1 protein-coding gene is annotated in these 324 nt (G+C 39.2%); it reads left to right on the forward strand.

Annotation, left to right across the window (positions count from 1 at the left end; translation table 11 throughout):
* Nucleotides 1-324: hypothetical protein (locus R2R70_RS19430; RefSeq protein WP_410978813.1), on the forward strand; the 324-nt coding region annotated here is incomplete at both ends.

Here is a 324-nt window from a genome sequence, read left to right on the forward strand (position 1 = left end):
GAAGCAGAAAACGCAACAGATGGTGATGATCCTGCTCAGCCAGATAACGGAACAGATGGGGATAATCCCACTCAGCCAGATGACGACAGTACGAATCAATCAAAAGATGAATTAAAAGCACTCTCCTTACGTTTGGAAGAAGTAAAAAAGAAGATTCAAGAAAAAGCCACTACTCATAATGACCAACTGAAGGACAAGGTGAGTCAGTTGAGAAAGGAGCTTGAGAGCCTCTCTAAAAAAGTAGAGAAGCTTGGAAAGAAGATTCAATGGTTAGAAGATCGATATAATGAAATCTCGAATGAAATCAAAAATCAGGAATCTTCT

It is taken from the genome of Cobetia sp. SIMBA_158 (assembly GCF_046566945.1).
GTDB lineage: Bacteria > Pseudomonadota > Gammaproteobacteria > Pseudomonadales > Halomonadaceae > Cobetia > Cobetia amphilecti.